This is a genomic window from Pseudomonas sp. IT-196MI5, from assembly GCF_949767415.1.
Classification (GTDB): Bacteria; Pseudomonadota; Gammaproteobacteria; order Pseudomonadales; family Pseudomonadaceae; genus Aquipseudomonas.
Genome location: NZ_CATKPZ010000077.1, coordinates 213565 through 238798, shown reverse-complemented (window position 1 = coordinate 238798; position 25234 = coordinate 213565). Strand labels below are relative to the sequence as shown.

At 59.9% G+C, this 25234-nt stretch carries 25 protein-coding genes; 22 read left to right on the top strand and 3 right to left on the bottom strand.

Annotated features, from left to right (window positions below; translation table 11 throughout):
- The first annotated feature begins 2 nt into the window (after nucleotides 1-2).
- From ACM6IK_RS26880 to ACM6IK_RS26830, 11 genes are all read left to right on the top strand, one after another.
- Complete coding sequence (locus tag ACM6IK_RS26880; protein ID WP_003179363.1) at nucleotides 3-188, top strand: Trm112 family protein; 186 nt, start codon at nucleotides 3-5, stop codon at nucleotides 186-188.
- A complete protein-coding gene (gene kdsB, locus ACM6IK_RS26875; protein ID WP_414876714.1) occupies nucleotides 185-949 on the top strand; it encodes a 3-deoxy-manno-octulosonate cytidylyltransferase in 765 nt (254 codons plus the stop codon). The genes ACM6IK_RS26880 and kdsB overlap by 4 nt, the downstream gene beginning before the upstream one ends.
- Complete coding sequence (locus tag ACM6IK_RS26870; RefSeq protein WP_414876713.1) at nucleotides 949-1413, top strand: low molecular weight protein-tyrosine-phosphatase; 465 nt, start codon at nucleotides 949-951, stop codon at nucleotides 1411-1413. Before kdsB ends, ACM6IK_RS26870 begins: the two co-directional genes overlap by 1 nt.
- Nucleotides 1410-2429, top strand: a complete 1020-nt coding sequence (murB, locus tag ACM6IK_RS26865) for a UDP-N-acetylmuramate dehydrogenase (protein ID WP_414876712.1) — start codon at nucleotides 1410-1412, stop codon at nucleotides 2427-2429. Before ACM6IK_RS26870 ends, murB begins: the two co-directional genes overlap by 4 nt.
- A gap of 296 nt (nucleotides 2430-2725) precedes the next feature.
- Nucleotides 2726-3196: a (2Fe-2S)-binding protein gene (locus ACM6IK_RS26860; protein WP_414876711.1), complete on the top strand. Its 471-nt coding sequence runs from the start codon at nucleotides 2726-2728 to the stop codon at nucleotides 3194-3196.
- A complete protein-coding gene (locus tag ACM6IK_RS26855; protein ID WP_414876710.1) occupies nucleotides 3193-5514 on the top strand; it encodes a molybdopterin cofactor-binding domain-containing protein in 2322 nt (773 codons plus the stop codon). The genes ACM6IK_RS26860 and ACM6IK_RS26855 overlap by 4 nt, the downstream gene beginning before the upstream one ends.
- The gene (locus ACM6IK_RS26850) at nucleotides 5514-6497 is read left to right on the top strand and encodes an XdhC family protein (protein ID WP_414876709.1); all 984 of its coding nucleotides are present in this window, start codon (nucleotides 5514-5516) and stop codon (nucleotides 6495-6497) included. The genes ACM6IK_RS26855 and ACM6IK_RS26850 overlap by 1 nt, the downstream gene beginning before the upstream one ends.
- On the top strand, nucleotides 6494-7084 hold the full coding sequence (locus ACM6IK_RS26845) for a nucleotidyltransferase family protein (protein WP_414876708.1): 591 nt from the start codon (nucleotides 6494-6496) through the stop codon (nucleotides 7082-7084). Before ACM6IK_RS26850 ends, ACM6IK_RS26845 begins: the two co-directional genes overlap by 4 nt.
- 416 nt (nucleotides 7085-7500) lie before the next feature.
- Entirely contained in the window at nucleotides 7501-8643 is a 1143-nt protein-coding gene (locus tag ACM6IK_RS26840) for an acyltransferase (RefSeq protein WP_414876707.1), read from the top strand.
- 11 nt (nucleotides 8644-8654) lie between these two features.
- Nucleotides 8655-9572, top strand: a complete 918-nt coding sequence (locus ACM6IK_RS26835; RefSeq protein ID WP_414876706.1) for a DMT family transporter — start codon at nucleotides 8655-8657, stop codon at nucleotides 9570-9572.
- Nucleotides 9572-10468 carry a hypothetical protein gene (locus ACM6IK_RS26830; RefSeq protein WP_414876705.1) on the top strand — a complete coding sequence of 299 codons (897 nt, stop codon included), beginning with the start codon at nucleotides 9572-9574 and terminating at the stop codon, nucleotides 10466-10468. Before ACM6IK_RS26835 ends, ACM6IK_RS26830 begins: the two co-directional genes overlap by 1 nt.
- Before the next feature lie 15 nt (nucleotides 10469-10483).
- Here ACM6IK_RS26830 and ACM6IK_RS26825 read toward each other — a convergent pair whose 3' ends face one another.
- Nucleotides 10484-11371 carry a LysR family transcriptional regulator gene (locus ACM6IK_RS26825; protein ID WP_414876704.1) on the bottom strand — a complete coding sequence of 296 codons (888 nt, stop codon included), beginning with the start codon at nucleotides 11369-11371 and terminating at the stop codon, nucleotides 10484-10486.
- Nucleotides 11372-11678: 307 nt separating this feature from the next.
- Nucleotides 11679-14930 carry a ribonuclease E gene (gene rne, locus ACM6IK_RS26820; RefSeq protein WP_414876703.1) on the bottom strand — a complete coding sequence of 1084 codons (3252 nt, stop codon included), beginning with the start codon at nucleotides 14928-14930 and terminating at the stop codon, nucleotides 11679-11681.
- 702 nt (nucleotides 14931-15632) lie between these two features.
- Here rne and rluC point away from each other — a divergent pair.
- The 3 genes from rluC to ACM6IK_RS26805 are packed head-to-tail and all read left to right on the top strand — an operon-like array spanning nucleotide 15633 to nucleotide 18258.
- The gene (rluC, locus tag ACM6IK_RS26815) at nucleotides 15633-16595 is read left to right on the top strand and encodes a 23S rRNA pseudouridine(955/2504/2580) synthase RluC (RefSeq protein WP_414876702.1); all 963 of its coding nucleotides are present in this window, start codon (nucleotides 15633-15635) and stop codon (nucleotides 16593-16595) included.
- Nucleotides 16582-17244, top strand: coding sequence for an HAD-IA family hydrolase (locus ACM6IK_RS26810; protein WP_414876701.1), 663 nt, complete (start codon nucleotides 16582-16584; stop codon nucleotides 17242-17244). Before rluC ends, ACM6IK_RS26810 begins: the two co-directional genes overlap by 14 nt.
- A gap of 24 nt (nucleotides 17245-17268) precedes the next feature.
- On the top strand, nucleotides 17269-18258 hold the full coding sequence (locus tag ACM6IK_RS26805) for a S49 family peptidase (RefSeq protein WP_414876700.1): 990 nt from the start codon (nucleotides 17269-17271) through the stop codon (nucleotides 18256-18258).
- A 131-nt stretch (nucleotides 18259-18389) separates the two neighbouring features.
- Here ACM6IK_RS26805 and ACM6IK_RS26800 read toward each other — a convergent pair whose 3' ends face one another.
- Nucleotides 18390-18968 (bottom strand): Maf family protein, encoded by a 579-nt coding sequence (locus tag ACM6IK_RS26800; RefSeq protein WP_414876699.1) that lies wholly within the window; start codon nucleotides 18966-18968, stop codon nucleotides 18390-18392.
- 105 nt (nucleotides 18969-19073) lie between these two features.
- On the opposite strand from ACM6IK_RS26800, the gene ACM6IK_RS26795 reads away from it, so the two are divergent.
- The 8 genes from ACM6IK_RS26795 to pabC all read left to right on the top strand — a co-directional run bounded on the left by ACM6IK_RS26795 (nucleotide 19074) and on the right by pabC (nucleotide 25234).
- On the top strand, nucleotides 19074-19601 hold the full coding sequence (locus ACM6IK_RS26795) for a YceD family protein (RefSeq protein ID WP_008050439.1): 528 nt from the start codon (nucleotides 19074-19076) through the stop codon (nucleotides 19599-19601).
- A gap of 13 nt (nucleotides 19602-19614) precedes the next feature.
- The gene (rpmF, locus tag ACM6IK_RS26790; protein ID WP_003179396.1) at nucleotides 19615-19797 is read left to right on the top strand and encodes a 50S ribosomal protein L32; all 183 of its coding nucleotides are present in this window, start codon (nucleotides 19615-19617) and stop codon (nucleotides 19795-19797) included.
- 4 nt (nucleotides 19798-19801) lie between these two features.
- A complete protein-coding gene (plsX, locus tag ACM6IK_RS26785; RefSeq protein ID WP_414876698.1) occupies nucleotides 19802-20812 on the top strand; it encodes a phosphate acyltransferase PlsX in 1011 nt (336 codons plus the stop codon).
- Between the two features lie 124 nt (nucleotides 20813-20936).
- Nucleotides 20937-21875 carry an ACP S-malonyltransferase gene (gene fabD / locus ACM6IK_RS26780; RefSeq protein ID WP_414876697.1) on the top strand — a complete coding sequence of 313 codons (939 nt, stop codon included), beginning with the start codon at nucleotides 20937-20939 and terminating at the stop codon, nucleotides 21873-21875.
- Nucleotides 21876-21891: 16 nt separating this feature from the next.
- Nucleotides 21892-22632 (top strand): 3-oxoacyl-ACP reductase FabG, encoded by a 741-nt coding sequence (fabG, locus tag ACM6IK_RS26775; RefSeq protein ID WP_007997043.1) that lies wholly within the window; start codon nucleotides 21892-21894, stop codon nucleotides 22630-22632.
- Nucleotides 22633-22829: 197 nt separating this feature from the next.
- Complete coding sequence (acpP, locus tag ACM6IK_RS26770) at nucleotides 22830-23066, top strand: acyl carrier protein (RefSeq protein WP_003175607.1); 237 nt, start codon at nucleotides 22830-22832, stop codon at nucleotides 23064-23066.
- Between the two features lie 108 nt (nucleotides 23067-23174).
- On the top strand, nucleotides 23175-24419 hold the full coding sequence (gene fabF / locus ACM6IK_RS26765) for a beta-ketoacyl-ACP synthase II (protein WP_108215355.1): 1245 nt from the start codon (nucleotides 23175-23177) through the stop codon (nucleotides 24417-24419).
- Complete coding sequence (gene pabC / locus ACM6IK_RS26760) at nucleotides 24419-25234, top strand: aminodeoxychorismate lyase (RefSeq protein WP_414876696.1); 816 nt, start codon at nucleotides 24419-24421, stop codon at nucleotides 25232-25234. Before fabF ends, pabC begins: the two co-directional genes overlap by 1 nt.

Sequence of the window (25234 nt, the reverse complement as noted above, 5' to 3'; positions counted from 1 at the left end):
TCATGGACACCAAATTGCTCGATATCCTCGCTTGCCCGGTCTGCAAAGGCCCGCTCAAGCTCAGCGCCGACAAGACCGAGCTGATCAGCAAGGGCGCAGGCCTGGCCTACCCGATTCGCGACGGCATCCCGGTGATGCTCGAATCCGAAGCGCGCACCCTGACCACCGACGAGCGCCTGGATAAATGACCACAGCCTTTACCGTCGTCATTCCGTCGCGTTTCGCCTCCACCCGCCTGCCGGGCAAGCCGCTGCTGCTGATCGCCGGCAAGCCGATGATCCAGCACGTCTGGGAACAGGCGAGCAAAAGCAGTGCCGAGCGAGTGGTGGTTGCCACCGACGACGCGCGCATTATCGAGGCCTGCAAGAGCTTCGGCGCCGAAGTGGTACTGACCCGTGAAGACCACAACTCCGGCACTGATCGCCTGGCCGAAGTCGCGATGAAACTGGGCCTGGCGCCCGACGCCATCGTGGTCAATGTCCAGGGCGACGAACCGCTGATCCCGCCGAGCGTGATCGATCAGGTTGCCGCCAACCTGGCGGCCCACGCCGAAGCGCGCATGGCCACCCTGGCCGAGCCGATCGAAGACGTGGACACCCTGTTCAATCCCAACGTGGTCAAGGTCGTCAGCGACCTCAATGGCCTGGCGCTGACGTTCAGTCGCGCCACCTTGCCCTGGGCGCGGGATGCGTTCGCCGTGAACCGTGAGCAGTTGCCGGAAGGTGTGCCATATCGCCGCCACATCGGCATCTATGCCTACCGCGCCGGTTTCCTGCAGGATTTCGTCAGCTGGGGTCCATGCTGGCTGGAAAACACCGAGTGCCTGGAACAGCTGCGTGCCCTGTGGCACGGCGTGCGGATCCATGTGGCCGACGCACTGATCGCGCTGCCAGCCGGTGTCGATACCATTGAAGACCTCGAGCGCGTTCGTCGCCTGCTGGAGGCGTGATGCGGGTTCTGTTTGTCTGCCTGGGCAACATCTGCCGCTCTCCCACGGCCGAAGGCGTGCTGCGGCACAAATTGCGTGAAGCGGGTCTGGCTGAGCGGGTCGAAGTCGCTTCCGCCGGCACCGGTGACTGGCATGTCGGCAAGGCGCCGGACAAGCGCAGTCAGGCCGCGGCGCAGCTGCGTGGTTATGACTTGTCCACCCAGCGCGCCCGGCAAGTCAGCCGCGCCGATTTCGCCACCTACGACTTGATCCTGGCGATGGACAACAGCAACCTGCGCAACCTCGAGGCCTTGCAACCGGCCAAGGGCAAGGCCGAGCTGGACCTGTTCCTGCGCCGTTACCAGTCGCCAGTCGATGAAGTGCCGGACCCGTACTACGACGGTGAGCAAGGCTTCGAGCAGGTGCTTGACCTGATCGAGCACGCCAGTGATTTACTGGTGATCGAATTGAAGGGACGGTTATGAGTTTGCAGGTTCAATCGCAGGTTTCGCTCAAGCCGTTCAACAGCTTTGGCGTTGACGTTGAGGCTTTGCTGTTCGCTGAGGCCCATAGCGACGCCGATGTGCGTGAAGCCCTGGCCTATGGGCTGGAACACGAGGTTCCGGTGCTGGTGATTGGCGGTGGCAGCAACCTGCTGCTGACGGCGGATATCGATTCACTGGTGCTGCGCATGGCCACGTGCGGGATTCGCGTGATCAGCGATGATGGCAGCAAAGTGGTGATCGAAGCCGAGGCGGGCGAGCCCTGGCATCCATTTGTGCAGCACACGCTGGCGCTGGGGTTGTCCGGCCTGGAAAACCTCAGCCTGATTCCCGGCACTGTCGGCGCGGCACCGATGCAGAACATTGGCGCTTACGGGGTCGAGATCAAAGACGTGTTCGCCGGCTTGACCGCCCTCGATCGCCAGAGTGGCGAACTGCGTGACTTCACATTGCAAGAGTGCAACTTCGCTTACCGCGACAGCCTGTTCAAACAGGAACCGGGTCGCTGGTTGATCTTGCGTGTGCGTTTCGCCCTCGATCGCGCTGCGCATCTGCATCTGGAGTACGGCCCGGTGCGTCAGCGCCTGACCGAACAAGGCATCGAGCATCCGACCGCCAGCGATGTCAGCCAGGCCATTTGCAGCATCCGCAACGAAAAGCTCCCGGACCCGGCCGTACTCGGCAATGCCGGCAGCTTCTTCAAGAACCCTTTGGTGTCGGCGGCGCTGGCTGAGCGGCTCAAGGGTGAGTACCCGGACCTGGTGGCCTATGCGCAACCCGACGGTCGAATGAAACTGGCCGCTGGCTGGTTGATCGAACGGGCGGGGTGGAAGGGTTTCCGTGAGGCTGACGCTGGCGTGCATAAATTGCAGGCGCTGGTGCTGGTCAACTATGGCGGCGCAACGGGCCTGCAATTGCTGAACCTGGCGCAGCGCATCCAGAAAGACATTTTCGAGCGTTTCCATGTCGATCTGGAAATGGAGCCGAACCGCTATTGAGTTAGGGGGCGTTCTCAACTAGTTTTCACGACGGGAAAACTAGTTGAGAACGCCCCCTAAGCTTCCAGGACGGATCAAAAAGCCCTGCACGATGTTTATCGTGCAGGGCTTTTTTGTTAATGCTCGGTTAACTTAGTCAGCTAACGATGCACACTCTTGCTCCACCAAAGGCCCGGTGCAGACCGTTTGCGTCCGCACAAGAGAGCCCATTAGCCTGAGTCGATCTGCGTGCGACCCACCGAAATCCAGCGGCAGATTGCTCGACCCCATAACTGAAGATCCATGCGGGCGTGCCCATGATTACCCTGAAGCTCAATGGTCAAGACCATCAACTCGACGTCACCGAGGACATGCCGCTGCTCTGGGCGATCCGTGACGTGGCTGGCTACAACGGCACCAAGTTCGGCTGCGGCATGGGCCTGTGCGGGGCCTGTACCATTCATATCGAAGGGGCTCCGGCCCGCAGCTGCATCACGCCCATCGGTTCAGTGGTCGGACAGAATGTCAGCACCATCGATAACCTGCACGCCGATCCGATCGGCAAAGTCGTGCAGCAAGCCTGGCTCGACACGGCAGTCGCCCAATGCGGCTTCTGCCAGGGCGGGCAGATCATGTCGGCGACGGCGCTGCTCAAGACCCATCCGAACCCGAGCGACGAGCAGATCGAAGAAGCCATGGTCGGCAACATCTGCCGCTGCGGCACCTACAACAGGATCAAGACCGCGATCCGCCAGGCCTCCACTGACCTGAAGGAGGCCAAGGCATGAGCCGGTTACCGAATGATTTCGCCCTGAGCAACCTCAGTCGGCGTGGTTTTATCAAAGGCGTCAGCGCTGCTGGTGTATTGGTCGTCGCCGCGAGCTGGGGCTGGCAGGATGCGTTTGCCAAAGAGAAAGAAAAAAAATTCGGCGCCGACGGCATGCCCCATGGCTGGGTCGACGATCCGAAAGTTTATGTGAGCATCGCCGCCGATGGCACGGTGACTGTGATCTGCAACCGCTCGGAGATGGGCCAGGGCGTGCGCACCAGCTTGACCATGGTGGTGGCCGATGAACTGGAAGCCGACTGGGCGATGGTCAAGGTGCAGCAGGCCCCCGGCGACGAAGTGCGCTTCGGCAACCAGGACACCGACGGTTCGCGCAGCATGCGTCACTGGTACGAGCCGATGCGTCGCTGCGGTGCCGCCGCGCGGACCATGCTCGAACAGGCCGCCGCCGCACAATGGAAAGTGCCGGTCGGTGAATGCCATGCGCAACTGCACAAGGTCGTCCATGAGCCGTCCGGCCGTGAGCTCGGATATGGCGCCCTGGCCTCTGCTGCGGGCGCCTTGCCGGTTCCGGCTCGCGACAGCCTGAAGCTCAAGCAACCTGTTGAGTTCCGTTACATCGGCAAGGAAGGCACCAAGGCCATCGACGGTGAAGACATCGTCAACGGTCGTGCGGTGTACGGCGCCGACGTGCATTTCGACGGCATGCTGTATGCCACCATTGCGCGGCCCGCGGTGTATGGCGGCAAAGTCAAAAGCTTCGATGGCAGCGCGGCGATGAAAGTCCCCGGTGTGGTCAAGGTGGTGCAGATCGAAAGCCGTCCGTTGCCTTCGGAATTTCAACCGCTCGGCGGGATCGCCGTGGTGGCGAGCAATACCTGGGCGGCGATCAAGGGCCGCGAGGCGCTGATAATCGAGTGGGACGACGGCCCCAATGCCAGCTACGACTCGATCGCCTATCGCAAGGAACTTGAAGCGGCCTCGCTCAAGCCCGGCAAGGTGGTGCGCAATACCGGCAACATCGACAAGGCCATGGCCAGCGCCGGCAGCACCCTGGAAGCTTCCTACTACTTGCCGCATTTGTCACAGTCGCCGATGGAACCGATGGTCGCCATTGCGCGGTTCACGGACGGTGCCTGCGAAGCCTGGGGGCCAAGCCAGGCGCCGCAGGTCACCCGGGAACGGATCGGTGAACGCCTGGGCCTGCCGTTCGACAAGGTCACGTTCAACGTGACCTTGCTCGGGGGCGGGTTCGGGCGCAAGTCCAAGCCTGACTTCATCATCGAAGCCGCCATCCTCGCCAAGGAATTCCCCGGCAAAGCGGTGCGGGTGCAATGGACCCGCGAAGACGACATCCATTGTTCCTACTTCCACACCGTATCGGCCGAATACCTCAAGGCGAGCCTGAACAAGGATGGCCTGCCATCCGGCTGGTTGCACCGCACGGTGGCCCCGAGCATCACCGCGTTGTTTGCACCGGGCATGAACCATGAGGCGGCGTTCGAATTGGGCATGGGATTCACGAACATGGCGTATGCGATCCCCAACATCCGCCTGGAGAACCCCGAAGCAACGGTGCACACCCGCGTCGGCTGGTATCGCTCGGTGTCGAACATTCCCCATGGTTTCGCGATCCAGAGTTTTGTCGATGAGCTGGCGCACAAGGCCGGGGAGGACCCGCTGAAGTACCAGATCAGACTGCTCGGTCCGGACCGTCAGATCGATCCGCGCACCTTGAGTGAAGAGTGGAACTACGGCGAATCCCCCGAGCGTTATCCGATCGACACTGCGCGCCTGCGCACGGTACTGGAGACCGCCGCCAAAGCCGCCGGTTGGGGGCGCGAGTTGCCCAAGGGCCGCGGTCTGGGACTGGCGGTGCATTACAGCTTCGTGACGTATGTGGCGGCGGTGATCGAGGTGGAAGTCAAAGACGACGGTACGCTGCTGGTGCACAAGGCCGACATTGCTGTCGATTGCGGGCCGCAGATCAACCCCGAGCGGATTCGCGCGCAGTTCGAAGGCGCCTGCGTCATGGGCCTGGGTAATGCGGTGCTGGGGGAAATAAGCTTCAAGGACGGCAAGGTCCAGCAGGATAACTTCCATATGTACGAAGTGGCACGCATGTCCCTGGCGCCGAAAGAAGTGGCCGTGCATCTGGTGACGCCGCCGGGCGATGTGCCATTGGGCGGTGTCGGTGAGCCGGGCGTACCACCGATCGCGCCCGCGCTGTGCAATGCGATCTTTGCGGCCACTGGCAAACGCATCCGCAGCCTGCCGGTTCGTTATCAGCTGTCGGGCTGGCAGAAGGCCGGAGCCTGATGGACAGCGTCGATCTGAACGTCCTGCGCAGCGTGTTGCAATGGCATCGCGCCGGTCAGCGGGTAATGTTGTACAGCGTGGTCGAAACCTGGGGCACTGCACCCCGGGCACCCGGCGCCATGTTGGCCTTGCGTGAAGATGGCATGGTGATCGGTTCGGTCTCGGGCGGGTGTGTCGAAGATGACTTGATCGCCCGGCTGCACGACGGGCGCCTTGCGCTTGACGGGCCGCCGGTGCAACTGATCACCTACGGCGTGACCCGCGAGGAAGCCGCACGTTTCGGCTTGCCCTGCGGTGGCACCTTGCGCTTGACCGAGGAGCGTATCGACGATGGGGCTTGGGTCGAGCAATTGCTCGCCCGTTGCGAAGCCCATGAAATCGTTGCCCGTGAACTGAACCTGGCCACCGGCGAGGTGCTTTTGCAGCCGGCCAATAAAGCTGACGTGTTGACGTTCGACGGACAGACCTTGCGGGCGATCTATGGCCCGCGCTGGCGCTTGCTGCTGATCGGCGCGGGGCAGTTGTCGCGCTATGTGGCGGAAATGGCCCGGTTGCTGGATTTCGAGGTGTTGATTTGCGATCCGCGTAGCGAGTTCGTCTACGGCTGGGAGGAGCAGCACGGACGATTCGTTTCGGGCATGCCGGATGAGGCGGTGTTGAATATCGAGACCGATGAACGCACGGCCATCGTGGCCTTGACCCATGATCCGCGCCTGGACGACATGGCGCTGCTCACGGCCCTGGATTCCAGGGCTTTTTACGTCGGGGCGCTGGGGTCGCGGGTCAACAGCCAGAAGCGCCGGGAAAACCTGGCTCAACTGGGCTTGTCGCAAACGGCGATTGACCGCTTGCATGGTCCGATCGGTTTGCACATTGGCAGCCATAATCCAGCGGAAATTGCCTTGTCGCTCATGGCGGAAATCGTGGCGGTCAAAAACGGCGTCGAACTGAAGCAGAAGAAAGTCTGGCAGGAGAGGGTATGAGCGAGTCCATTGGCGTCATCGTACTGGCGGCGGGGCAGGGCAGCCGGTTTCGTCAGGTGGCGGGCGCCGAAAAGGACAAATTGCTGGCCGATTGCACCGGTCGTGACGGTGCTGTGCGGTCCGTCATCGAGCACACATTGGTCAACCTGCCGGTCGCTCTGGACAAGCGCGTACTGGTGACCACTGCTGACCGCCCGCAAGTGATTCGCATGGCTCAGGCCTATGGTTGCGAGATTGTACTGATCGAATCGACGGGAATGGGTGACAGCATTGCCGCCGGGGTCGCTGCCTGCAAGGAGCTCAATGGCTGGCTGATAGTGCTGGGGGATATGCCGTTTATCCTGCCATCCAGCGTTGAACAGGTCGTCGCAGCCATTGCGGAGGTTGCGATCAGCGTGCCGGTGCATGAGGGGCAATATGGGCATCCGGTGGGGTTCGGGCGAAGCTTCGGTCCGGGATTGATGGCGTTGACCGGTGATCAAGGCGCCAAGTCGCTGTTCGCCCAGGCGAGGGTGGTCGAGGTGGCGGTGGAGGATCCCGGGGTGTTGTGGGATGTGGATGTGCCTGAGGCGCTGGTTTTTCAATAACGGTTGTCAGCGGAATTGCATTCCGCACTTTCCTCGGAATAATCGGCTCTTCCTTTCGCCCATTCGTATTTATCGATGGGTGCCAGATATAAAACTCGTTATTCAGCGGGTTCTATCCGACATACGATCATGTGGCGTGTGGTGTTCACCGTTGGGGGCGAACATCCGGTCAGTACTCATTAGAAAAAAGAGCCTACATGATGAAGCACTATATGGATGCGTCGGTCAGTGTCAGTCCTTTGGAGCTGGACAGTGATATTCGGGAGTTGGGAGCCTTGGAGCGGGCATTAAGTTCTGCAGATGTTTTTCAACCTGTTCCGCGTTATGTCAAAACACTTCGACAACTTAGAAAAGCGTCGCAAGAAATTAGTTGTCATCGCGACGAAATCAAGTTCGGGGTCACTTTTGGAGAACGTTTGAAAGAACTGGGTGACGACTTCGGTTTATCCCCGGAGCACTTTTCGGTCAATACCAGTGGCTCACCGCTGATTGTCAAGGAGCAGGTCGGAGAACACCTGATTTCGCCCACTCATTTTGAAAACGGTGCGTATTTCAGCCACCCCCATGCCGATCATCAACTCGATCACTCGGCGCAGGAGCTGCCTTCGATCAAGATTGGACAGTATGTGCGTTTTGGTCGTAACGCTGCGGTCAATGCCGGCGGCGATGTCGATATAGGCGATGGTGTCTGGCTATCGCCGGGAAGCCAGTTACTGCGTCAGGACCATGACCCGTATGGCCGGCTCTCCATCGGCTCGCGGACTGTCGCGATGACGCGCCTGCCACCGGTGCGACTGTGCGATGACGCGTGGGTCGGGCGTGAAGCAATTGTGGGCTGGAACGCGGATTACCTGGGCAAGGCGAGCATTGTCGGAATCCGTTCCTTCCTCAATACTTGGGTCGGCGACTATTCCATCGTTGGCGATCAGGGAAAGGTCCTGCAATACCTGCCGTTCAAGGCTCACCTCATGGAAACCTACCAGCCGTCGATCGAGCAGACGCTGCAAGTCAGCGATTGGGCCGCGATCAATTCGGACTGGTTGATGATCTACCGTGACAGCCCGAAGCGCGATACGCCGACATTGCCGGCGCCACTGGCGAAGTATCTCGACACGCCGGGCAAAAAGTCCGTATTGCTGATTGCCCCATCCGATAACGTTCAGCTTCAAGCGTTCGGCCAGCACAGCCTGGATGTCATTTCCAGTTCCCGGCAGCCGTTTGCCCATCACTTGCAGTGGGCTCAGGACCACGGCCATAAGCAGCTCAGGTTGCGCGCCGATCTGGATTTTTCGAGGTTGCCATTCGCCTCGGCCGGCGACTTTCACTATCGCCGTCGATTGGGTTACTCACTGATAGTCGCCAACAGTTCGCCTGTCGAGGCCGAGCCTTGCCGAGTCTATGTCAATGAACTGGCCCGGGTGCTGGCGACGCAAGCACTGTTGTTGGTGCCTATCACTGATGTGTTGCAGGCGCAACTGTCTGTGTATCAAGACTTGTTTCATCTGCAAGGGGAAGTCGAGTTCGACGGTGCCTCTTTCATGTTAATGAAGAAGATCTAACGGAGGCGTCAATGCCGTACTTATTACTGTCACTCGCTGCCGTGTTCTGGGGTGGTAACTATGTCGTCGGAAAGTTGATGGTGGTGGATGTTGATCCGGTGATGCTGTCGCAACTTCGATGGCTGATTACCAGCGCTTTATTACTGCTGATTAACTATAAAGCCGTCATCGCCAGTTTGCCGGCCGCGCGTAAGTCATGGTTGACCCTGGTTATGCTGGCGGTCTGTGGCCAAGTTATATTTCCGCTGACCTTATATATCGGTTTGCAATACACCAGTTCGTTGAATGCGGCGATTTACCTGTCGGCCACGCCGTGTCTGGTACTGGCCCTCAACCGTTTTGTTTTCGGTGATTTCATCTCCAGGTCGAACATGCTTGGGGTGGTCATCAGTACGGTGGGTGTGTTCTGGCTGGTGACGATGGGGCATCTGTCCGATTTGAGCTTCCTGGAAGGCTTCAACAAAGGCGATTTCTGGACCATGGCCTCGGCTGCCAGTTGGGCTGTCTATTGCTCCTTTTTGCGAACAAAGCCAAAAACCATCGCCGGCAATGCGTTCGTGACGTATTGCGCGGTGGTGGGGGCGCTGTGTCTGATTCCGTTCAGCCTGGGTATTTGGGCGTTGCACCCTGATCTGACGTTCAACCTGGGGCAGGGCGCTGCACCGTGGCTGGGCCTGGCGTATCTGGTGATCTTCCCGTCCTGGCTGTCGTACTTGTTCTGGAGCAAAGGGATCGGTGAAATCGGTGCCACCCGCGGTGAGATCTTCACTCACTTGGTGCCACTGTCCGGCGGGCTATTCAGTATTCTGTTCCTCGACGTGCAACTGCACGCCTATCACCTGGTCAGTCTGGTGCTGATCGTATTTGGGGTGATCCTCTGTTCCATTAAAAGGCGGGCACCGGTGGTACTGCGCACGGAGGCGGCTTGATGGACAGAATCATCGATTCGGTCGACCGACACGGTGTGCGGTGGGTGGGGATTGTGCAGGGCAAGGGGGCAACAGCTTTGGTCTGGCATGTCGAAGATGCCGAAAGTTCTCAGGCGTTGGCTGTGCGATACGTGCGTAGCAAGCAATCCTGGGAGCACTTCAAAAGCAATTTGGCCTTGGTAGCGGTGCCGCTTGAAGCGCTTTCATTGATGACCTTTAACGTGCCGCTGCGGCCCGTACGGGATGCCGGGTGCATGGTGAGCGGTTTTGGTTACACGCATCGCTCGGTCAATGGTCTGCCCATGCCTCAGCGGTCCTCGCCGGACTGGTACTACAAAGGCAATGGCAAAGGGTTGGTGGCCGCTTCCCGGGCGATCAAATCACCGTGTCATGCCAGTGGCTCGGGAATCGAGATCGAGTACGCCTGTGTGTACCTCATCGACGACTGCCGAACCCCCCGCTATATCGGTTACACCTTGGCAGTGGATTTTTCTGACCCGGTGCTGCGTCACACTCAACCCGGGCTGGCCGGTCTCTCCAAGTTGCGCAATACCGCGTTGTGCCACGAACTGGTGATCGCAGAACCACCGCGCTACTCAGTGGTGAGGAGTTCGATTGTTCGGCGTGGTGAAACCGTGTGGGACAAACAGTCGCTATTGGGGCTGGATCAGTTGATGTTTGCCAAACGTGAACTCGAAGCCCTGTTGTTCCAGCATGAAGAGCTTTGCGAGCCCGGTACGGTTCACTATGTTTTGCTCGGTGCTTCATTAAGCACCGACAAGGATGCCTTCGAGTTGCAGCACGATGATGTCATTCGGGCGAGCAGCCAGGAGGATGGACTGCAACTGTCCAACCTCTTCGAGGACGAGGTGGTGCGGCAATCGTGTAACTGCTGACGGGGCCCCGGCCCGTTACCCTTCCGTCAGCGGTAAGCAGGCCGGTTTTTCGAATTCCAGCACCCATTGCGCCAGCGCTCTGGGGGCTGGTTTGCCAGGGTAATCGAAAAACACGAATTCGGTGGTCAGCGAGGCATATGAACCACTCAGGAAATACGTTTGCACCTGTTCACTGCGGCAGCACGAATCGACTAGTGACAACGGCACCAGGGCAACGCCCACGCCGTTGATCACATTAGAAAACAACAGCGGATAAGAGCCACACTCGATGATTTTTTCCGGGGTGATATTGCCCATCATGAATAGTTCGTCGAGATTACGTTGCGAAGCGCTGCGCCGGCTGTTGACCAGGAACACTTGGCCACTGAACGCTTTCAGGTCCTGGATGGTGGGGTGTGCTGCGCTGTAGATCAAGGCCAGCGGATCGTTGAACAGCGTTACCCGGCGATAGTGCGAAGGTGCAAAGCCTGCGCCGACAATCACTGCGTCGAGCTTGCCGGCCTCAAGATCCTTGAGCAGCGACTGTGTATTACCAATGCTGACGTCCACTGCCAGCCCGTCAGGATTGGCAACGATGCTTTGCAACAGGTTCTGACGAGTAATAGTGAGGTTTTCGATGACACCCAAACGCACCCGTGTTTCGGTTTTTGTCTGGCTCAGGCTGGCTTGAGCGCGAGCAACCAGTTCGAGGATTTGTGAGGCGTAGGCATAGAGCTCCTTGCCCGGCGCCGTCATCGTGATACCGCGACCGGAGCGTTCGAACAGCTTGGTATCGAGCCGTGATTCGAGTGTCTTGATGCGGAAGGAAATACTGGATTGAGCGCGGTTTAACCTGATCGCTGCTTGTGTGACGCTGCCGTAGTCAACAATCGCTTTGAAAGCGTCCAGTTCAGCAATTTCCATAGTCACGCACTCTTTGCTCCATAACGGGCCGAAGGCTTTCGGGCCGTGGCAGGACCCACTTCGGGCCCTGCACCGCTCTATTCTGCACGTTGCACTGCCCTTTCGTAATACTTGCTTACAAATATTTAAGCGGGTGTTTAGCGAGGAACGCAATCGCCTCGGCAATAAATCGTTGCCAAGTAGCGACAGGCTGCTGTTTCTATTGTCTGGTCCTGAAACAGGTGTAAACCTTATTCAGGACGGGACATATAAGCAAAAAAAGCCCCGCCTGGGATCACCAGGCGGGGCTTTTCAGTGGCCGATGGAATCAGACGAGAGGTTTAGTCTCGTGTTCTTTTTCCTCGGCTTGCTCGTGTTGCTCTACCGCTTCCTGAACGGAGCGCGGTGCTTCGTGGATCACCGACTCAGCCGGCTCGGCAGCCACTTCAGCGGCCGGGGCAGGCGCTGCCTCAACCACTTCAGCAGCAACCGGTGCAGGCTCGGCAGCGACAGCCGTTTCAGCCGGAGCAGCAGCGGCAGCCAGTTCGGCTTCCTTCTGCAGACGCTCTTCTTCACGCTTGCGACGACGCACTTCGCGTGGGTCGTTAGGCGCACGGCCACTTGGCGTCAGGGCGCTGACAGGAGCTTCGACTACCGGAGCAGGTGCTTCGGCAACGACCGGTGCTTCAACGACTGGCGCTGGAGCCGGCTGCGCGGCGGCAACCACCGGCTCGGAAACCATGGCTTCAGCCACTTGGGTCTCGGCAGCAGGCGCTGGTGTTTCAGCGACGGCTGGTTCGGCCACCCAGTTGAACGCCGTTTGCTCTTCACGCACTTCGCGAACGGTTTCAGTCACGGTTTCGACGACGGCTTCTGCAACCACGTCAGGTACTTCAACCGCTGGAGCCGGCTCGGCAGCCGCTTCAACGGAAGGCTGTGCCTCAGGCGCTGGTGCTACTTCGATTTCCGGTGACGCAGTGAACTCGACCGGGGTGGTCGCTTCAACGGCTGGCGCTTCAACCGGAGCTGTTTCCAGGGTCGCGGCAGTGGCGCGTTCGGCTTGCTCGTTGGCCTGTGCTTCGGCTGGCGCGCTGATCACGCTGCTGGCGACGGCTGCGGTGACAGCCAGGCCGGCGGCCAGATCGGCAACGCTTGGTGCTTCGGCGTTTTCGCCGGACTCGGACTCTTCCGAACCTTCGATCACGTTGCCGTTGGCGTCACGCTGACGCTCGCGACGGTTGCTGCGACGACGCTGGCCACGGGAGCGGCGACGTGGACGATCGCCCTCGGCGCTTTCCAGTCCGTCTTCCTGCAGTTGCTCTTCGTTGGTGGTCAGTTCTTCTTCGGCTTCGGCTGCGGCAGCTTGTTCGGCACGTGGCTGACGCTCTTCACGCGGAGGGCGTGGCGCGCGTTCTTCACGTGGCTGGCGAGCCGGACGCTCTTCAGCGGTAGCAGCGGTAGCAGCGGTAGCAGCGGTAGCAGCGGCTGGAGCAGCCGGAGCGGCATCCAGAGGCTCGCGCAGTTCACGAACGCGCTCTTCGCGCTCGCCACGTGGCTTGCGATCTTCACGCGGAGCGCGCGGTGCACGTTCTTCACGAGGAGCGCGTGGTGCGCGTTCTTCGCGGGCGACTGCCGGCGTTTCTTCACGGGACTCGCGAGGCTCGCGAACTTCGCGTGGCTGGCGCTCTTCACGCGGTGCGCGTTCTTCACGTGGTGCACGTTCTTCGCGGGGCTTGCGATCTTCATCGCGGCGAACGTTGCGGTTACGGCTTTGCTGGCGACCGTTGCGACGCTCTTCGTTGCGGGCCGGACGCTCGGCGGCAGGCTTTTCAACCACAACCGGCGCGACTGGCTCTTCCTTGGTGGCGAACAGGCTGACCAGCGACTTCACCAGGCCTTTGAACAGGCTTGGCTCTGGTACGGCAGCCGGAGCCGGAGCCGGGGCTGGCGGGGCTACTTCGGTCGGAACCGGAGCGTTGGCGCGGGCCGGCGCCGTCTTGACCGCTGCTTCCTGGCGAACCAGGGTGCGGGTCGCAGCGGCAGGCTGGACTTCTTCCACTTCAGCAGCGGCAGCGGCGATTTCGTAGCTGGACTGGTTGGTCGCGGCTTCCGGGCTGTCATCACGCAGGCGCTGCACTTCGAAGTGCGGCGTCTCGAGGTGATCGTTCGGCAGGATGACGATGCGGGCACGGGTGCGCAGTTCGATCTTGGTGATCGAGTTGCGTTTTTCGTTGAGCAGGAACGCAGCCACCGGGATCGGCACTTGTGCACGAACTTCGGCGGTACGGTCTTTCAGGGCTTCTTCTTCGATCAGGCGCAGGATCGCCAGGGACAGCGATTCAACGTCACGGATGATGCCGGTGCCGTTGCAACGCGGGCAGACGATGCCGCTGCTTTCGCCCAGGGACGGACGCAGGCGCTGACGGGACATTTCCAGCAGGCCGAAGCGCGAGATGCGACCGACTTGCACGCGAGCGCGGTCGGCTTCCAGGCATTCGCGGACTTTCTCTTCCACGGCGCGCTGGTTCTTGGCAGGGGTCATGTCGATGAAGTCGATGACGATCAGGCCGCCGATATCGCGCAGGCGCAACTGACGGGCGATTTCTTCGGCCGCTTCAAGGTTGGTTTGCAGGGCGGTTTCTTCGATGTCGCTGCCTTTGGTGGCGCGCGCCGAGTTGATGTCGATGGACACCAGGGCTTCGGTCGGATCGATAACGATGGAGCCGCCGGAAGGCAGTTCGACGACGCGCTGAAAAGCGGTTTCGATCTGGCTTTCGATCTGGAAACGGTTGAACAGCGGAACGCTGTCTTCGTACAGCTTGATCTTGCTGGCGTACTGCGGCATCACCTGGCGGATGAAGGTCAGGGCTTCGTCCTGGGCTTCAACGCTGTCGATCAGCACTTCGCCGATGTCCTGGCGCAGGTAGTCGCGGATCGCGCGGATGATCACGTTGCTTTCCTGGTAGATCAGGAATGGCGCGGAACGGTCCAGCGACGCTTCTTTGATGGCGGTCCAGAGTTGCAGCAGGTAGTCGAGGTCCCACTGCATTTCTTCGCTGCTGCGACCCAGGCCGGCAGTGCGCACGATCAGGCCCATGTCGGCCGGGGCAACCAGGCCGTTCAGGGCTTCACGCAGTTCGTTGCGCTCTTCGCCTTCGATGCGACGGGAGATACCGCCGGCACGCGGGTTGTTCGGCATCAGCACCAGGTAACGACCGGCCAGGCTGATGAAGGTGGTCAGGGCGGCGCCCTTGTTGCCACGCTCTTCTTTTTCGACCTGAACGATGACTTCCTGGCCTTCGCTCAGGACGTCCTTGATGTTGACGCGACCTTCCGGGGCTTTCTTGAAGTATTCGCGGGAGATTTCTTTGAGGGGCAGGAAGCCGTGGCGCTCAGAGCCGAAATCGACAAAGGCAGCCTCGAGGCTTGGTTCGATGCGAGTAATCCGGCCTTTATAGATGTTGGCCTTCTTCTGCTCGCGTGCACCGGATTCGATGTCCAGGTCGTAGAGGCGCTGGCCATCTACCAGTGCAACACGCAACTCTTCGGGTTGAGTTGCGTTAATCAGCATTCTTTTCATGTAGTACCGTCGGTTTCCGGGCTGCCGGAAACGGCGTTCGGCACACACGACTTCTCACGGTCGGTGTCAGGTGCGTCGGGAGTGGTTGGCCATTTCCCGTGTCCAGCGAAGTCCGGCCAATGTGGGCCTTCATCGCGACGTACGCGTCCTGCTTGCTGTGGCTACTTAAGCACTCAGTCAGGAGGAGGAATCAACCAGCGGCTGTGGACGAGATGAAGCGTCTTGAGAAAGCCTGTTGCTACACAGTCCGGCGGTTGTGCATCTCCACCCTACACGTATCCCTGATAATTCGGGTGCTGCCGCGCGCAGAATCCGCAGCGGGTTGGCATTTACCGTGAGCTCCGAAAGGGGAGGTCACGCATCATGGCTAATTTAGGCGTTGTTTCCGATGCCTTCGCTCGGGGTCATTCGCAGCTGACTGCACTTTGTGAACTGGCCGTGAATATGGCTCGCAAAACGAGTGGAAAACTCTGCTTTGTGGCGTGATTCAGGCCTCATGTCACCTGCGCTCGTTACACCTGCAAACTCCACCGTTACGTAGCGAAAGCCGCGTAGGACGGCCTCGCGTCCTGGTGAATTGCGTTGGTCAGGGCCGGTTTTTGACCGTTGGTCCGCTGTCCAGGCCGCTTTTGGCGACGTTCGCGACTATAGCAGCAATGATTAAGTGCTTCAATTCCATAAAAAATTGTTATCATCCGCGGCATGACGACGACTACCCCCCCGACTCCAAGCGTACAACTGCTTGAGGTCTCGCCGGAATATGCCGGCCAACGTATTGATAATTTCCTTCTCGCCCGACTCAAAGGCGTGCCCAAGACCTTGATTTACCGCATTTTGCGCAAAGGCGAAGTGCGTGTGAACAAAGGTCGGATCAAGCCCGAGTACAAGCTGCAGGCGGGCGATATCGTGCGCGTGCCGCCGGTTCGAGTGCCCGAGCGCGACGAGCCGGTACCACTGGCGCAGGGGTTGCTGCAGCGACTCGAAGCCTCGATTGTCTTCGAAGACAAGGCCCTGATCGTGATCAACAAGCCTGCGGGCATTGCTGTGCACGGCGGTAGCGGCCTGACTTTCGGGGTGATCGAAGCCTTTCGTCAGTTGCGCCCCGATTGCAAGGAGCTCGAGCTGGTTCACCGTCTCGACCGTGATACCTCCGGCCTGTTGATGATCGCCAAGAAGCGCAGCATGTTGCGCCACTTGCACACTGCGTTGCGCGGTGATGGCGTCGACAAGCGCTACATGGCGCTGGTCCGTGGTAACTGGGCGAGCTCGATCAAGCAAGTCCGTGCGTCGCTGGGCAAGAGCAATCTGCGTTCCGGCGAGCGCATGGTCGAGGTCGACGAGGAGGAGGGGAAGGAGTCCGTGACCGTGTTCAAGGTCCTGCGCCGCTTCGGCGACTTTGCCACCATGATCGAGGCCAAACCGATTACCGGCCGGACTCACCAGATCCGTGTCCACACCCTGCACGCCGGGCATTGCATCGCTGGCGACACCAAGTATGGCGACGAAGGTTTCAGCAAGGAAATCCGCGATCTGGGCGGCAAGCGCCTGTTCCTGCATGCCTACATGCTGACTGTGCCGTTGCCTGATGGCGGCGAACTGAAGCTGCAAGCGCCGGTCGACGAGATGTGGGCCAAAACCGTGGAGCGATTGAGTGCGCCCATCTGATTACAAGCTGCTGATCTTCGATTGGGACGGCACGCTGGCCGATTCCATTGGCCGGATTGTCGAGGCTATGCACGTTGCCTCGCAGCGCTCCGGATTTGAGCTGCGCGATGATTTTGCCGTCAAAGGCATCATCGGCCTGGGCTTGCCGGAAGCGATTCGCACCCTGTACCCCGAGATTGATGATGGCGAGCTGATCGCGTTCCGCGAGCACTATGCCGAACATTACATTGCGTCGGAAGCTGTGCCTTCGCCGCTGTTCGAGGGTGTGGTCGAGTCGCTCGAGGCATTTCGTGCCGAGGGTTATCATCTGGCCGTGGCGACCGGCAAGGCCCGCCGTGGGCTGGACCGGGTGTTGAAGTCCCATGGCTGGGAGAATTACTTCGATATCACCCGCGCGGCCGACGAGACCGCCAGCAAGCCCCATCCACTGATGCTCGAGCAGATTCTCGCGCATTGCGAGGTTCGCCCGGAACAAGCGTTGATGGTCGGTGATTCGTCCTTTGATTTGCAGATGGCACGCAACGCCGGCATGGGGTCGGTGGCTGTCAGCTATGGCGCTCAATCGATCGATGCGTTGAAGCTGTATGAGCCGCGGCTGGCCATTGACCGTTTTTCAGAATTGCATGCCTGGCTGAGTCAGCGGGCTTAACCGGTTGTTTTTGGGGTGGATGGCATGACCGACGAATGGAAGGCGCCCGCCAAGGCGAGCGCAGAGAGCGGTGACGACAAGAGCTGGAAGCTGCTGGAAAAGACGCTGCTGGCCGGCATACAGGAGCAGCGCCGGTCCCGTCGCTGGGGGATATTCTTCAAATCACTGACTTTTGTGTATCTGTTCGGTGCCATTGCCCTGTTTTCGCCGCTGATGGATATGGAGAAGGCCGCTACCCTCAGTGCCAATTACACGGCGTTGATCGATGTGACAGGCATGATTGCCGACAAGGAGCCCGCCAGCGCAGACAATATCGTTGGCAGCCTGCGCGCGGCTTTCGAGGACAAGAAGGTCAAGGGCGTCATCCTGCGCATCAACAGCCCGGGCGGCAGTCCGGTGCAGTCGGGTTATGTCTATGACGAGATCCGCCGTCTGCGCGGCCTGCACCCGGACATCAAGCTGTATGCGGTCATTTCCGACCTCGGGGCTTCCGGCGCTTACTACATCGCCAGCGCGGCAGATCAGATCTACGCCGACAAGGCGAGCCTGGTCGGCTCCATCGGTGTGACGGCGGCCGGTTATGGTTTTGTCGGCACCATGGAGAAACTGGGCGTCGAGCGGCGCACTTACACCGCAGGCGAACACAAATCGTTCCTCGATCCGTTCCTGCCGCAAAAGCCGGAAGAAACCGCCTTCTGGCAGGGCGTGCTCGATACGACTCACAAGCAGTTCATCAGCAGCGTCAAGCAGGGGCGTGGCGATCGCCTGAAGGACAAGGAGCATCCGGAGCTGTTCTCCGGCCTGGTCTGGTCCGGCGAGCAGGCGCTGCCGCTGGGGTTGATCGATGGGTTGGGTAATGCCAGTTCGGTTGCGCGGGATGTGATCGGCGAGAAAGAGCTGGTGGACTTCACCGTTCAGGAGTCGCCGTTCGATCGCTTCTCGAAAAAGCTCGGTGCCAGCGTGGCTGAGCATTTGGCGATGTGGATGGGTTTTAACGGTCCGTCGCTGCGCTGAGTTTCTGATTGCACAAAAAAACCGGCGCTGGCCGGTTTTTTTTGCCTTTGCACGAACTGTAGGAGCTGGCTTGCCAGCGAAGGCGGCATGTCTGACACACCGCGTCGCCCGGTTCGCCAGCAAGCCGGCTCCTACGGGATTTGCACGCCTTCGGTCAGGAGCATGTCGGTCAAACGAATCAGTGGCAGGCCGACGAGGCTGGTGGCGTCAGGGCCTTCCGTGCTTTGAAACAGGCTCACCCCCAACCCTTCGGCCTTGAAGCTGCCTGCGCAGTCGTAGGGTTGCTCGGCGTGCAGGTAGCGTTCGATGCGGGTCGCGTCGAGTGTGCGCATGTGTACGGTGAACGGCACGCAATCGACCTGGCAGTGTCCGGTCTGGCTGTTGAGCAGGGCCAGGCCGGTCAGGAATGTCACGTGGGCACCGCTGGCGGCCAAAAGTTGTTCACGGGCCTTTTCGAAGCTGTGGGGCTTTCCGATAATCCGCTCTCCCAGTACGGCGACCTGATCGGAGCCGATTATCAGATGAGCGGTATGGCTGTCGGCCAGGGCGCGCGCTTTCTCTTCGGCGAGGCGCTTGACCAGCTCGATGGCGGATTCGCCAGGGCGATGGCTTTCGTCGATATCCGGCGAGCTGCACGTGAAAGGCAACTGCAAGCGGGCCAGCAATTCCCGGCGATAGACCGAGCCAGAAGCGAGTAATAAAGGCAGCATGCGCATCTCCAGAAGGCAGGTGCGAATTCTAGCGAGGCTTGCAAGTGACGGACAGGGCTGAATTTCCTTTGACATGGGCGGGTGCATCCCTATAATGCTGCGCCTATGTTGAATGACCCGATTCCACCTCACGTTGACCCGCGCAAATTGGCTGATCGTGGCACCACCCTTCAAGGTGAAATGCTGCTGGCCGATTTGGAGAGACTCTGCGACCCGCTTTCCGACAATGTCGGTACGGTGCAGGCTAAATTCGTTTTTGAACGAGATGAACGTAAATCTGTGGTCATCCACAGCTTTATCGACACTGAAGTCAAAATGGTTTGCCAGCGTTGTCTTGAGCTGGTCACCCTGCCGATCCACAGCGAATGCAGTTACGCCGTGGTGAAGGAGGGTGCGAATACCCAGTCGTTGCCGAAAGGTTATGACGTGCTGGAACTGGGCGAAGATCCTTTGGATCTGCAGTCACTGATCGAGGAGGAGCTTCTGCTCGCCTTGCCCATTGTGCCTGCTCATCATCCGGAAGAATGCCAGCAGCCGGCGGGTCTCGATGAGCCCGAACCGAGCGAGGACGAGGTAACGCGGTCCAACCCGTTCAGTGTATTGGCGCAGTTAAAGCGTGACCCAAACGTTTAGGAGTTAATCAATTATGGCTGTTCAGCAGAACAAAAAATCCCGCTCTGCCCGTGACATGCGCCGTTCGCACGACGCTCTCGAGGCTAGCACCCTGTCTGTAGAAAAAACCACCGGTGAAGTTCACCTGCGTCACCACGTATCGCCAGAAGGCGTATACCGTGGCCGTAAAGTGATCGACAAGGGCGCTGACGAGTAATCACTTGTCCGCTCAAGTCATCGCGATTGACGCAATGGGCGGGGACTTCGGTCCCCGCAGCATTGTTCAGGCCAGCCTTGCTTGCCTGTCTGCCACACCCTCGCTGCACCTGACCCTCGTTGGTCAACCCTCCCTGCTTGAAGAATTGATCGCTGGCCATTCGGCTGTGGATCGCGCGCGCCTGTCGATTGCCCCGGCGAGCGAAGTCATTACCATGGACGAAAAACCCACCCAGGCCTTGCGTGGCAAACCTGACTCGTCGATGCGGGTAGCTCTGGAGTTATTGCGCGACGGCAAAGTCCAGGCCTGTGTCAGCGCCGGCAATACCGGGGCGTTGATGGCGTTGTCGCGGTTCGTGCTCAAGACCTTGCCGGGTATTGATCGTCCGGCCATGGTGGCGGCGATTCCGACGCAGAAGGGTTACTGCCAATTGCTCGACCTGGGTGCCAACGTCGACTGCAGTGCCGAGCATCTGCTGCAGTTTGCGGTCATGGGCTCGGTTGCTGCGCAAACGCTGGGCATCGAGCGTCCACGGGTGGCGTTGCTGAATATCGGCACCGAAGACATCAAGGGCAACCAGCAGGTCAAGCTGGCCGCCACTTTGTTACAGGCCGCTCGCGGCATCAATTACATCGGTTTCGTCGAGGGTGATGGTTTGTACCGCGGTGAGGCGGATGTGGTGGTGTGTGACGGTTTCGTCGGCAACATCCTGCTCAAATCCAGCGAAGGCCTGGCGACCATGATCGCCGGGCGCATCGAGGCGTTGTTCAGAAAGAACGTAGCCTCTCGCATGGTCGGCGCGCTGGCGCTGCCTTTGATGAAGCGTCTGCAGGCCGATCTGGCACCTGCCCGGCATAACGGCGCGAGCTTTCTCGGATTGCAGGGGATCGTGGTGAAGAGCCACGGTTCTGCCGGAGTGCTGGGTTTTCAAAGCGCCATTCAGCGCGCACTGATCGAAATTCAGGAAAACCTGCCCGAGCGCATTCACGGCCGTCTGGAGGATTTATTGCTTTAGGCGTTTTCGTCGGACAATGCTTAAATGTGACCGGTTGGTTCGATGGGCCATCCAACTGTCAGTTTCTTGCGCCCCCAAGCGGGACGCCAATTCTCCGACGACAAGATCATTAGGGGCTTGTTACATGTCTGCTTCCCTCGCATTCGTCTTTCCGGGACAGGGTTCGCAGTCCCTCGGCATGCTGGCCGAGCTGGGCGCGCAACATCCGGTTGTTCTCGAAACATTCAAAGAAGCTTCCGAAGCACTGGGTTACGACCTGTGGGCACTGACCCAGCAAGGGCCGGAAGAGCAACTCAATCAAACCGATAAAACCCAGCCGGCCATTCTGACTGCCTCGATCGCCCTGTGGCGTCTATGGCTGGCCGAAGGTGGTGCGCGCCCGGCATACGTTGCCGGGCACAGCCTGGGTGAATACAGCGCGCTGGTCGCGGCAGGCAGTCTGAGCCTGGGCGATGCCGTGAAGCTCGTCGAACGTCGTGGCCAGCTGATGCAGGAAGCCGTGCCGGCCGGACAAGGCGGTATGGCTGCCATCCTGGGCCTGGACGATGCCGACGTACTGGCAGCCTGTGCCGAAGCGGCGCAAGGCGAAGTAGTCAGCGCGGTGAATTTCAACTCACCGGGCCAGGTGGTCATCGCCGGTGCCAAGGCCGCCGTCGAGCGCGCCATCGAAGGCTGCAAGGCACGTGGCGCCAAGCGCGCCATGCCATTGCCGGTCAGCGTGCCGTCCCATTGCGAGCTGATGCGCCCGGCCGCCGAGCGTTTCGCCGAATCGATCGCCGCTATCGACTGGCAGGCACCGCAGATTCCTGTGGTACAGAACGTCAGTGCCCAGGTGCCGGCCGATCTGGAAACCCTCAAGCGTGATCTGCTCGAACAGCTGTACAAGCCAGTACGCTGGGTCGAATCCGTACAGGCGCTGGCAGCCAAGGGCGCGACCAGCCTGGTCGAGTGCGGCCCGGGCAAAGTACTGGCCGGTCTGAACAAACGCTGCGCCGAAGGCGTGTCGACATCCAATCTCAATACCCCAGACGCTTTCGCTGCCGCCCGTGCAGCGCTGGCCTGAATCAGGAGAAGCTTGCATGAGTCTGCAAGGTAAAGTTGCACTGGTCACCGGTGCGAGCCGTGGCATCGGCCAGGCCATCGCCCTGGAACTGGGTCGTCAGGGCGCCATCGTTGTGGGTACCGCGACCTCCGCGTCGGGTGCCGAGCGCATTGCCGCGACCCTGAAGGAAAACGGTATTCAAGGTACTGGCCTGGAACTCAACGTCACTAGCGACGAGTCCGTGGCGGCTGTTCTGGCGAGCATTCAGGAGCAGTTCGGTGCGCCGGCGATCCTGGTCAACAATGCCGGCATCACCCGCGATAACCTGATGATGCGCATGAAAGACGACGAGTGGCATGACGTTGTCGATACCAACCTGAACAGTCTGTTCCGCCTGTCCAAGGGCGTTTTGCGCGGCATGACCAAAGCCCGTTGGGGCCGAATTATCAGTATTGGTTCGGTTGTGGGTGCCATGGGCAACGCAGGCCAAGTAAACTACGCTGCCGCCAAGGCCGGCCTGGAAGGTTTCAGCCGTGCACTGGCGCGTGAAGTCGGTTCGCGTTCGATTACGGTAAACTCGGTGGCCCCAGGGTTCATCGATACCGATATGACCCGTGAATTGCCCGAGGCGCAGCGTGAAGCCTTGCAGACGCAGATTCCGCTGGGTCGTCTGGGGCAGGCTCAAGAGATCGCGTCCGTGGTCGCTTTTCTTGCGTCGGACGGTGCGGCTTACGTTACCGGAGCTACAATCCCGGTGAACGGCGGGATGTACATGTAATTCAAATGTGACGGATTGCTTCAAAAAAATGTCATACGAGCTGTCTAAAATCCGTTATAAAGCTGCAATCTATTTTATCGGCATAGGGTCACCGGGTTTGAGGAGTGAAGCTTTCAGTTGAAAAGCTGAAAAGTCTTTCTATACACTTACCCACTGGCCAGCTGCCTGAATTTGTCCATTAGGAGTGAAAACAAGGTATGAGCACCATCGAAGAGCGCGTCAAGAAAATCGTTGCTGAGCAACTGGGCGTTAAAGAAGAAGAAGTGGTCAACACTGCTTCCTTCGTAGAAGACCTGGGTGCCGACTCCCTTGACACCGTTGAGCTGGTGATGGCTCTGGAAGAGGAATTCGAGACCGAAATCCCTGACGAAGAAGCCGAGAAGATCACTACCGTACAAGCTGCAATCGATTACGTTACTAGCCACCAGGCGTAATAGTTCGTAATCGTTGCTCGCTGTCGTGGAAAAACCGCACTGCCATCACGGCGTGCGGTTTTTTCTTTAGGCATGATGCAAAGTCGTCATTTGAAAAAGGAGAGTGCTGTGTCGCGTAGACGCGTCGTAGTCACCGGTATGGGTATGTTGTCGCCACTGGGCACGGATGTGCCAAGCAGCTGGCAGGGCATTCTGGCTGGCCGCAGTGGCATTGGTCTGATCGAACACGCCGACCTTTCTGCCTATTCCACCCGTTTTGGCGGCTCGGTAAAGGGCTTCAATGTCGAGGAATACCTGTCGGTCAAGGAAGCCCGCAAGCTCGACCTGTTCATTCAATACGGTCTGGCCGCAGGTTTTCAGGCGGTACGCAACGCCGGCCTGGAAGTCACCGACGCCAACCGTGAGCGCATCGGTGTGGCCATGGGCTCGGGTATTGGCGGTCTGACCAATATCGAAGAAACCGCCCGCACCCTGCACGAGACCGGCCCACGACGGATCTCTCCGTTCTTCGTGCCAGGCTCGATCATCAATATGATTTCCGGTTTCCTGTCGATCCATCTGGGGGCACAGGGACCCAACTACGCCATCGCCACGGCCTGTACCACCGGTACCCACTGCATTGGCATGGCGGCCCGCAACATCATGTACGACGAAGCCGACGTGATGATTGCCGGTGGCGCCGAGATGGCAGCCTGCGGTCTGGGCATGGGCGGCTTCGGTGCATCCCGCGCGCTGTCGACCCGCAACGACGAGCCGACCCGCGCCAGCCGTCCATGGGACAAGGGCCGTGATGGCTTCGTGCTGTCCAACGGTGCCGGTGCGCTGGTTCTGGAAGAGCTGGAACACGCCAAGGCCCGTGGCGCGACCATCTACGCCGAGCTGATCGGTTTCGGCACCAGTGGCGATGCCTACCACATGACCTCGCCGCCAGCCGATGGCGCCGGTGCTGCTCGTTGCGTCACCAATGCGCTGCGCGATGCCAAAATCAATGGCGATCAAGTGCAGTACATCAACGCCCACGGCACTTCGACTCCCGCGGGCGACCTGGCCGAAGTCAATGCGATCAAGTCGGTGTTCGGCGATCACGCCTACAAGCTGGCCGTCAGTTCCACCAAGTCCATGACCGGTCACCTGTTGGGTGCGGCGGGCGCGGTCGAGGCAATCTTCAGCGTGCTGGCGATCAACGGCCAGGTAGCGCCGCCGACCATCAACCTCGATGAGCCGGACGAAGGCTGCGACCTCGATTTCGTGCCGCACACGGCGCGCAACATGGATATCGATGTGGTCGTTTCCAACTCTTTCGGTTTTGGCGGCACCAACGGCTCGCTGGTGTTCCGCCGGTTCGCAGGCTGATGGACAGCTGGGTCGACGGTCAGCCGGCTGACGCTTTGTCGCTGAAGGATCGCGGCCTGGCTTATGGCGATGGTCTGTTCGAGACCATCGCCGTGCGCAACGGGCAGCCCGTATTGCTGGACCGGCATCTGTCGCGTCTGGCGGACGGCTGTGCGCGTCTGGCGCTTGCCACCGATCAGGCGTTGATCCGCAGCGAACTGCTGGCCTACGCCGCGGCACTGGGTGACGGAGTGCTCAAGCTCATCCTCACGCGTGGCGATGGTCTGCGCGGTTACGCCCCGGATCCTTCGGCTCAGGCTCGACGCATTCTGCAAGGCAATCCACCCGCGGCTTACCCTGCCGTGCATGGCGAGCAGGGTGTGCGTCTGTTTCCTTGCGCCACGCGATTGTCCAGACAGCCATTACTGGCCGGTCTCAAGCACCTGAACCGTCTTGAACAAGTCCTCGCCCGTGCCGAATGGCAGGACACCGAGCATGCCGAAGGCTTGATGCTCGATCAGGCCGGGCGCGTGATTGAGGGCGTGTTCAGCAATTTGTTCCTGGTGCGTGATGGTGTACTCGTCACCGCCGACCTCAAGCGCTGCGGCGTGGCCGGCGTGATGCGTGGCGAAATATTGTTTCAGGCCAGGTCGCTGGGAATCCCCACGCAAATCACCGACATTCCCCTCGAACAACTGCAATGGGCTGATGAAGTATTTATCTGCAACAGCGTGTATGGCGTTTGGCCGGTGCGCGCCTGTGCTGCTCTTCACTGGCCGGTTGGGCCACTCACACGTAAACTCCAAACCATTGCCCGTGCGCTACTGGATGCTTGA